The organism is Reyranella sp. (assembly GCF_004297265.1).
Lineage (GTDB): Bacteria > Pseudomonadota > Alphaproteobacteria > Reyranellales > Reyranellaceae > Reyranella.
The window spans coordinates 42,223-49,463 of record NZ_SCUT01000023.1 but is presented as its reverse complement, the minus strand read 5'-3'; the positions used below and the strand labels follow the sequence as shown (position 1 = coordinate 49,463).

Here is a 7,241-nt window from a genome sequence, read left to right as displayed (position 1 = left end):
GGCGGCGCCGGCGGAGTGGCCTTCGCGATGTCGGCCGAGGTGGGCGGTGGCGGGGGCGGTGCCGCGGCGGCGAGCTGGATCGGCTTGGGTGCAGGCGGGGTGGCCTTCGCGATGTCAGCCGAGGTGGGCGGCGGCGGTGGCGGTACCGTCGCAGCGAGCTGGATCGGCTTTGGCGGAGGCGGCGCCGGCGGAGTGGACTTCGCGATGTCGGCCGACGTGGGCGGCGGCGGGGGTGGTGCCGCGGCGGCGAGCTGGATCGGCTTGGGTGCAGGCGGGGTGGCCTTTGCGATGTCAGCCGAGGTGGGCGGCGGCGGTGGCGGTACCGTCGCAGCGAGCTGGATTGGCTTCGGCGGAGGCGGCGCCGGCGGAGTGGCCTTCGCGATGTCTGCCGATGTGGGCGGTGGCGGGGGCGGTGCCGCGGCGGCGAGCTGGATCGGCTTGGGTGCAGGCGGGGTGGCCTTTGCGATGTCAGCCGAGGTGGGCGGCGGCGGTGGCGGTACCGTCGCAGCGAGCTGGATCGGCTTTGGCGGAGGCGGCGCCGGCGGAGTGGCCTTTGCGATGTCGGCCGAGGTGGGCGGTGGCGGGGGCGGTGCCGCGGCGGCGAGCTCGATTGGCTTCGGCGGCTCAGGCGCCGGCATGAGCCTCGTGATGTCGTCCGAGCTTGGTGGCGGCGTCGTCTCGGCGGCTGCGAGTTCGATCGGCCTGGGCGGCTCGGGTGGCGCCGGCATGAGCCTCGTGATGTCGTCCGAGCTTGGTGGCGGCGTCGTCTCGGCGGCTGCGAGTTCGATGGACTTGGGCGGCTCGGTCGGTGCCGGCATGAGTCTGGTGATGTCGTCCGAACTCGGTGGTGGCGTCGTTTCGGCAGCAGCGAGTTCGATGGGCCTCGGCGGCTCGGGTGGCGCCGGCATGAGCTTCGCGATGTCGTCCGAGCTTGGTGGCGGCGTCGTCTCGGCCGCTGCGATGACGATGGGCTCCGGCGGCTTCGCCACAGCGACCGCAACCGGCGGCTCGGGCTTGGCCTCCGGCCTTGCCGGTGGCGTCGTGTCGCGACGCGAGACCGCTTCCTTCAGCGCCGCATAGAGTTCCTTGGTGGGCTCGCCGGTCTCGCGCTGGGCGTTGATGCGCTGGAAGGTTCGGATGGCGGCGCGTGTCATCGGTCCCAATGCGCCGTCGGGCTTGTCGCGCAAAAGCCTGAGATCGAAAAGCGCCTGTTGGATGATTCGGACCTGATCCTTGCTGGCCTTGGGCCAGTCCGGCGGATCGAGGTCCGGCGGCGGCAGTGGGGGAAGAGCGCCCGTGCGGGGCGGTGCGGGTGGAGGTATCGCGGCAGCGACTTCGACCGGCGGGACAGGGGCAAGTCGCACCTGCGGCCTGGCCGGTCGCTGCATCGCCTCGACGATGCGCCTGAATTCGCCCTGCCCGATCTGCTCGGCCTTCTGCAGGTCTTCCTGCGTCAGACCGCGCTGCAGTGCCTGCGCGCGGGTCGCCGACGTCCTGGCCAGCGCCGTCTCGGCGCCCTTGTTCGTCTGTCGTTCGAACTCGGCGGCGATCGCGAACCAGGCCATCGCCATGGCCTCATCCTTTGGCCCCACCTCGCCACGCTCGTAGATGTCGCCCAGGCTGAACATCGAAGCGGCCATTCCCTGTCGCGCGGCCGATTGCAGAAGCTCGACCGCCTCCTTGCCGTCACGGGCGGTGCCCTTGCCGTCTCGCAGCATCAGGGCGAGGTTGTGCTTGGCGAGCGCCAGGTTGCCTTCGACGGCCCTGCGATACCAGGCGATGGCCCGCGGCAAGTTGCGCTCCATCACGAAGCCACGCTCGTACATGACCGCGACATTGAAGGCCGACTGCGCGGAGCCTGCTTGCGCCGCGCGCAGGAGCCAGCCTGCGCCGGCCTGCTGGTCCTTCGGCATGCCGACGCCCTGCACGAGCCGGCGCGCGAGTTCCTCCATGGCGGCGATGTCGTTGGCCTCGGCGCGGCGCCGCAACTCGTCGACCGGCAGGGTTGCCCAATCGACGGGCTTGTCCGGCGTCGGCGGTACCAGCGTTGGAGAAGGCGCGGGCCGTGCCAGCGCCGGATCGGGAGCAGGCACGCGGAGCAGATCGCTTCTTGGAGCGGCGGGCGCCGGTTCGGGAACGGGGACAGGCGACGGTGGCGGAGCAGCGGAAATCGTCTCGGCCCTCACGGTCGGAGGGCTTGTCGGCGGGGCCGGTGGCGGCGCTGCCGCGGAGGCCGCCGGCGGGGCTGCAGGAGGAGGGTCCGGCGGTTCGCTCAGCGCCACGACCGCCGGTGCTCCCGGGGCGTCCTCCGGCGAGCGGCTTACCCATGCGCCGACACCCGCCGCCGTCGCGACGACAATCGCGAACGACGCCACGACAACGGGCCGTTTCAGCAGGGAGGAGGCGGCGGCTGGCTTGCCGGTCATCCCCGAAGAATAGCCGAGACGGACCGCTGCGGCGAAGGCATCGCGCGATGGCGCACGACGATCAGGGCGGTCAGCAGCAGCACGGCGCCGGCCTGATGGAGCGTGGCGATCGGGATGCTGACGCCGCTCAGGATCGTGGCGATGCCGAGGCCGAGCTGGAGGAAGGCCATGGCCGCCGCGGCCAGGGTCTCGGATCGCGGCGCACGCCACGCCATGACCAGCACGCCGAGGAACAGGAGCTTCGCCAGCCAGCGATGGACGAACTGGATGGTCGTGCCGTTCTCGAAGAAGTTGACCCACCACGGCGAGAGGTCGAACAGGCCGGGCGGGATCCAGTAGCCCGACATGGTGGGAAATGTGTTGTGCGCGGTACCGGCACGCAGCCCGGCCATGAAGGCGCCCCAGATCATCACCACCAGCAGGAAGCCGATCAGCGCCGTCGACTTGCGTGCGGTCTTCGGATCGCCGCGCCGGATGCCGTGGGGGATCAGGTCGAGAATCAGCCAGACCGTGTAGGCATAGAGCACGACCGCCAGCATGAGATGGGCGGCAAGCCGGTAATGGCTGACCGACGGCCGGTCGACGAGGCCCGAGGCCACCATCGCCCAGCCCAGTGCGCCCTGCAGCCCGCCCAGCACGAGGAGGGCGAACAGGCGCGGCTTGAGATGCGCGTTGAGGGCGCCGCGCCACCAGAACCAGGCGAGCGGCAGCGCGAACACGACGCCGATCAGGCGGCCCCACAGGCGGTGGATGTATTCCAGCCAGAAGATTTCCCGGAACTCCGGGACCGTGAAGGTGTGGTTCACCATCCGGCCCTGCGGCGAGGCCAGGTACTTCTGCAGCTCGGCCTGCCAGGCCGCGTCGGAGAGCGGCGGCAGCCAGCCGGTGACCGGCCGCCATTCGACCATCGACAGGCCCGATTCGGTGAGCCGGGTCAGCGCGCCGATCACGATCATGAAGAAGATCATGCCGGCGACGACGATCAGCCACTGGCGCACGGAGGCGGGGACTTGCTGCATGGCCGCCGGAACATGGGGGAAGCGGGAGGCGCCGTCATCAGGCATAAATGTCGCGAAGGATGGCGTCGTTCGGGCGTCTTGCGCTCGCTCTCCGCCTTGTTTAACGGTTCGCATACGAACAATTTTCATCCATCCTTCCGGAACATCGCAATGACTGCGTCCCCGCTGGCCCCGCCGGTCACCTTCGGGTCGAGCTTCAGTGACTTCTACGATCGCGAAGGTCTCGTCAGGCTGGATGCCGCCTTCGTCGAGTGGCTCAAGGACGCGAATGTCGACGTCCACACCCGCCTGCTGGCGGCGCGTGCTGCGCCGGACGCGATGGCCGCCAAGGACGAATCCAATCTGCTGATCGAGCTGGCGCGTCCGCTCGAAGATTTTGTCGGAGCGCTCTTCGGCGTCGCTCGCGAAGCGGCCGACCTGCGCGCCCGCCACAGCCGCCTCGCGCCGCTCTACGACTGCAAGCGCCTGTTCGTGCAGCGCTACGTCGCCCGCGCCCTCAAGCCCGACGCTGCGGCGGCCCTGGACGGCGCCGCCGTGACGGCCGCCGCGAACCTCCCGGTCACGCTCGAGGCCGGACTCGAAGCCTGGGAACTGGCCTTTGCGCTCAAGGTTCGGAACCTGATCGGGGCCGAGTTCAAGGTCGAGGTGCCGACGCCCGAGGTCGAGGCGCTGACGCGATACGCCGCCTGGGCGCTGCATCATCCCGAGGGCAGGCGCCGTCACCAGGACGGGCCGCTGTTCAAGGTGCCGCACAAGCTCGACTTCGAGCATCTCGTGCCGATCGAGACCGAGATCGTCGACGGCGTGACCCGCATGAAGCTGCCGCGGCCGATGCTGCGCCATCGCGAGGGCTTTGCCCTCACCGACCAGGGCTTCGACCTGGTGCGCGCCCTCGACCACGCCAACTACTGCATCTGGTGCCACAACCAGGGCAAGGACAGCTGCTCGCGCGGCCTCAGGGATCGCAAGACGGGCGCCTTCCAGAAGTCGCCGTTCGGCGTGACGCTTGCGGGCTGCCCGCTCGAGGAGAAGATCTCGGAGATGAACCTGCTGAAGAGCGAGGGCTTCTCCATCGGCGCGCTCGCGATGGCCGCGGTCGACAACCCGCTGCTGGCGGCCACCGGCCACCGCATCTGCAACGACTGCATGAAGGCCTGCATCTACCAGAAGCAGGAACCGGTCGACATCCCGCAGATCGAGACCCGCACCCTCAAGGACGTGCTCGCGCTGCCCTGGGGCTTCGAGATCTACTCGCTGCTGACGCGCTGGAATCCGCTGAACCTGCGCCGGCCGATCCCGCGTCCCTCCACGGGGCGCACCGTGCTGGTGGTCGGCCTCGGTCCCGCCGGGTTCAACCTCGCGCATCACCTGATGAACGACGGCCATACCGTGGTCGGCATCGACGGGCTGAAGATCGAGCCGCTGCCCGAGGCGCAGTCGGGCGTCAGGATGGATGGAACGCGCGTGCCGTTCGCCGCGGTGAAGGACGTGGCGACCTTGCGTGAGAATCTCGGCGAGCGCGCGATGGCGGGTTTTGGCGGCGTCGCCGAGTACGGCATCACGGTCCGATGGGACAAGAATTACCTCAAGATGGTGCGCCTGCTCCTGGAGCGTCGCACACAATTCTCGATGTTCGGCGGCGTGCGCTTCGGCGGCACCGTGACGGTCGAGAGCGCCTTCGCCATGGGCTTCGATCACATCGCGCTCTGTGCGGGCGCCGGCAAGCCCACGGTGCTCGACCTGCCCAACGGTCTCGCGCGCGGCGTGCGCGCGGCGTCGGATTTCCTGATGGCGCTGCAGCTCACCGGCGCGGCCAAGAAGGATTCCATCGCCAATCTGCAGATCCGTCTGCCGGTGGTGGTGATCGGCGGCGGCCTGACCGCGATCGACACGGCGACCGAGTCGCTGGCCTACTACCCGCTCCAGGTCGAGAAGTTCCTGGCCCGCCACGAGACCCTGGTCGCCGAGCGCGGCGAGGCGGCGGTGGGCGCCAACTGGTCGCCCGAGGAGCGCGAGATCGCCGGGGAGTTCATTGCCCATGCCCGGGCGATCCGGGCCGAGCGCGAACAGGCGGCACGCGAGGGCCGCGAGCCCGCGATCACGAAGCTGGTCAACGGCTGGGGCGGCGTGTCGCTGGTCTATCGCCGCCGGCTGATCGATTCGCCGTCCTACACGCTGAACCACGAGGAAGTGCTGAAGGCGCTCGAGGAAGACATCCGCTTCGTCGAGGGCCTTTCCCCTGCCGCGGTCGAGATCGACGAGGCGGGTCAGGCGAAGGCATTGAAGGTTGCAGGCGAGCAGAACGGCGCCAGGGTCGAGGCGACCCTGCCGGCGCGCACCATCCTCGTCGCCGCGGGCACGCAGCCCAACACGGTGCTGGCGCGCGAGGATGCAACGCATGCCTTCATCGACGGCAAGTATTTCCGCGCGCTCGACGAGGCGGGAAACCCGGTGACGCCCGAGCGCGTCTGCAAGCCGGGCGACGTTCGCGTGCTGATGTACCGTCACGCCGATGATCGCTTCATGTCCTTCTTCGGCGACCTGCATCCCTCGTTCGCCGGCAATGTCGTGAAGGCGATGGGCGGGGCCAAGCAGGGTTATCCGGTGCTGACGCGGGCGATGACGGCGCTGCCGCCCTCTTGGCGCACGCCGGCGCAGATCCTCGACGAGGCCAACCGTTCCTGGCGCGCCCGCGTGGTGCGCGTCGACCGGCTGACGCCCACCATCATCGAGGTCATCGTCGAGGCGCCGGCCGCGGCTCGCAACTTCGAGCCCGGCCAGTTCTATCGCCTGCAGAACTACGAGGCGCGGTCGTTGCGCGCCGAGGGCACCCTGCTGACCATGGAGGGCCTCGCGCTCACCGGCGCCTGGGTCGACAAGGAGAAGGGCCTGCTGTCTCTGATTGCCCTGGAGATGGGTGGCTCGTCCGACCTCTGTGCCCAGCTGAAGCCCGGTGAGCCGGTGATCGTCATGGGGCCGACCGGCGCACCGACCGAGATCGAGCCCGGCGAGACCGTCGTTCTGGTGGGCGGCGGTCTCGGCAATGCGGTGCTCTTTTCGATCGGGCAGGCGTTCCGCAAGGCTGGCAGCAAGGTGCTCTACTTCGCCGGCTACAAGCGCGTGATCGACCGCTACAAGGTCGAGGAGATCGAGGCCGCGGCCGACGTGGTCGTCTGGTGCTGCGACGAGGCCCCTGGCTTCGAGCCCGGGCGGCCGCAGGACAAATCGGTCGTCACCAACATCGTCGAGGCGATGCGCCAGTACGCCTCGGGCGAACTCGGCGACCAGCCGATCCCCTACAGCGCTGCCGACCGCATCGTGGCCATCGGCTCCGACGGCATGATGAATGCGGTGCGTCTGGCGCGGCATGCGGCGCTGAAGCCGTACCTGAAGCCCGAACACGTGGCCTTCGGCTCGATCAACTCCCCCATGCAATGCATGATGAAGGAGATCTGCGCCCAGTGCCTGCAGCTGCACCGGGATCCCGAGACCGGCAAGGAGACGGTGGTCTTCTCCTGCTTCAACCAGGACCAGCGGCTCGACCTGGTCGATTTCAACAACCTGCGCCAGCGCCTGCGACAGAACTCCGTGCAGGAAAAGATCGGGGCCCTCTGGATCGACCGCTCGCTCAGGCAACTCGGGCTGCGCGGCTAGCGTTCAGACGCGCTCCAACGAAGCCGGCTTGCGCCCAGGCCGGGCCGAGATTGCGCAGGACATCCGTGCACGGGCCACGCGATATCCGGGCCGCCGAAACTCGGGAATCGCGCGCCGGGGATTTTTTGATTCGTCTGATTCG

General features: G+C 69.2%; 3 protein-coding genes. 1 reads left to right on the top strand and 2 read right to left on the bottom strand.

Going from position 1 to position 7,241, the window contains the following annotated elements:
• A partial coding sequence (locus tag EPO41_RS08820; protein ID WP_296323414.1) for an SEL1-like repeat protein occupies window positions 1-2,093 on the bottom strand: 2,093 nt, incomplete at its 3' end.
• A 329-nt stretch (window positions 2,094-2,422) separates the two neighbouring features.
• A complete protein-coding gene (locus tag EPO41_RS08815) occupies window positions 2,423-3,445 on the bottom strand; it encodes a COX15/CtaA family protein (protein ID WP_296323410.1) in 1,023 nt (340 codons plus the stop codon).
• Window positions 3,446-3,595: 150 nt separating this feature from the next.
• On the opposite strand from EPO41_RS08815, the gene EPO41_RS08810 reads away from it, so the two are divergent.
• The gene (locus EPO41_RS08810) at window positions 3,596-7,099 is read left to right on the top strand and encodes an FAD-dependent oxidoreductase (protein ID WP_296323408.1); all 3,504 of its coding nucleotides are present in this window, start codon (window positions 3,596-3,598) and stop codon (window positions 7,097-7,099) included.
• The last annotated feature ends 142 nt before the right edge of the window (window positions 7,100-7,241 follow it).